Origin of the sequence: Spongiibacter sp. (assembly GCF_041602295.1) — a bacterium.
GTDB lineage: Bacteria > Pseudomonadota > Gammaproteobacteria > Pseudomonadales > Spongiibacteraceae > Spongiibacter.
On record NZ_JBFIGO010000186.1, the window covers coordinates 1 to 2,386 of the forward strand.

General features: G+C 57.9%; 2 protein-coding genes. Both read left to right on the forward strand.

Annotated elements, in window-relative coordinates; all coding sequences use genetic code 11:
- A partial coding sequence (locus ABYM29_RS15500; protein ID WP_372865696.1) for a TonB-dependent receptor domain-containing protein occupies positions 1-946 on the forward strand: 946 nt, incomplete at its 5' end.
- 48 nt (positions 947-994) lie between these two features.
- The coding region (locus ABYM29_RS15505) for an amidohydrolase (protein ID WP_372865697.1) at positions 995-2,386 on the forward strand (1,392 nt) is incomplete at its 3' end.

A 2,386-nucleotide genomic window follows, 5' to 3' on the forward strand; every position in this document is an offset into this window, starting at 1 on the left:
ATATCTGGATATCGCCGAGTTTCGCAGCAAGCAGCGCACGCCCAACCCCAGCTACGCCATTCTCGCCGGGGCGCTAAACAACTCGGAAAATCACGATATTCGCAACGCCAGAAAGGTCGACAATGTGTCGCCGGCCTTTAATCTGCAGTGGTATGCCAATGAAGATGTGATGAGCTACTTTCGTTACGCCAAGGGCTTTAAAGACGGCGGCTTCAACGCCAACGACACCACCGCCAGTCAGGACGCCTTCGGCTATGAAGACGAGGAGGCTGACACCTACGAGCTGGGCCTGAAAACCACCCTGTTAGAAGGCTCGATGACCTTTAACGCCGCGCTGTTCTACACCCAGTTTATGGAACGTCAGGTCAGCACGTTTACGCTCACCGGTTATGTGGTGGGCAATGCCGCCGAGTCGATTACCCAGGGCTTTGAAGCCGATATGCGCTGGGCGCTGAGCGAGCGCCTGATCGTAGGCGCTTCCGTCGCCTGGCTGGACTCCTACTTCACTTCGTTTCCCGACGGTCCCTGTACGGCCGAACAAACCCGTGCGGCGTCGGAAGCGGGTGAATCCGACTGCCGTCAGGACCTTACCGATCAGGGCACTGATTATGCGCCGAAATACAGCGGCAGTCTGACCAGTCAGTATGTTCAGCCTATTGGCGACACGCTGGAACTGCGCCTACAAGTGGATGTGAACTATAGCGATGAATTCTTCTACAGCCAAGACCGGGATGAGGCGGACTTGCAGCAGGCCTATTACAAGGTCAACAGTCGCCTGTCCTTGCTGCATTTTCATCAGGGCTGGGAGCTGGCGCTTGTTGGCAAGAACCTGACCAATGAAATGACTCGGCCTTTCGGTACCGATGTGCCACTGTTTGTTGGCGCCCATTTTGCTGCTACCGATCCACCGCGCAGTGTCGCGCTAGAGGGGGTACTGCGTTTTTAATCGGTTGGTTTTTAGTTACGTTTTGGTTTTTTACACAGGAGGCCGTTAATGCGATTGATAATAAAGTGCCTGGGTCTGATGGTGGTAGTACTGCTAATACTGGTGACTACGGCTTGGTTATATGTACGCGGTGCCCAGCCTGCATTGCCCAAGCAGCAGTTATTTGTGAATGGCCAGATTCTCAGCATGGACGCCGACAATCGCATTTTTGAGGCAATGGTGGTGCGCGGTGAGCGCATTGAGGCACTGGGCTCTCGGGCGGAGATCGCTGAGCTGGCCGATGACGATGCGGTGGTCATCGATCTGGGTGGCCGGACACTGTTGCCCGGGTTTATCGATGCCCACGGCCACTTTCCCGGCACCGGCTTATCGGCCCGCGGCGTCGATCTAAGTAGTCCGCCGATTGGCGAGGTCCGCAGTATCGCCGATATTCAAGCGCGGTTGCGCGCCGCCGAGCGTCAGCTCAAAAAGGGCCAGTGGCTGTTTGCCTTTGGCTATGACGATTCGCTGTTAGCGGAGGGGCGCCACCCCAGTCGCGACGACCTGGATGCGGTGTCGGCGACTCGGCCAATTTACCTGCTGCACAGCTCGGGTCATATGGGGGTGAGCAACAGTGCCGGCTTGGCGGCGGGCGGTATTGATGAATCCAGTCCCGATCCAGAAGGGGGGGAGATCGTGCGCGACGCGAGCGGGCGTATCACTGGCTTGTTATTAGAGAAAGCCAATGACCACGTTGCGTTATTGGCGCTGGATTTTTCACCGTTGGATTTTGTGGCAATAGCCGACGTAGCTGCCCAGCAATATTTGCAAGCCGGGGTGACTACTGTACAGAGTGGGGCAGTTGATGCCCGTATGCTTAATGGCCTATACGGGCTGTCGTGGCTGGGGCGCATTCCCCAGCGGCTGATTGCATGGCCGTTGGCTCTTCAAGTTGGCGAGGCCATATTGTCCGGTGAATTGGACCTGGAAAAATTTAATGGCCCGAGCTTCTCGGCCTCGGCGATCAAGTTGATTGCCGACGGTTCGCTGCAGGGTTACACCGGGTTTTTGAGCCTGCCTTATCACCGCCACGCCGACCCCGACTTTGCTGGCTTTGCGCGCTATCAACAGCAAGCGCTGGATGAGGAAGTGGCCGCATTTCACTGTCGTGGCTTCCAGTTGGCCATTCACGGCAATGGCGATGCCGCGATCGATATGGTGCTGGATGCCTTTGAGCGGGCTCAGCAGCGCTGCCCGGCGAGTGACCCGCGGGCGGTGGTGGTGCACGCGCAAACCGCACGCCCAGATCAGCTCGATCGCATGAAGGCACTGGGGATGACGCCGAGCTTTTTTGTCGCCCACACTTTTTTCTGGGGCGACCGCCATCGCGACCAGTTTTTAGGCCCCGAGCGCGCTGCCCGCATCAGCCCGCTGCGCGACGCGCTGGAGCGCGAACTGCCG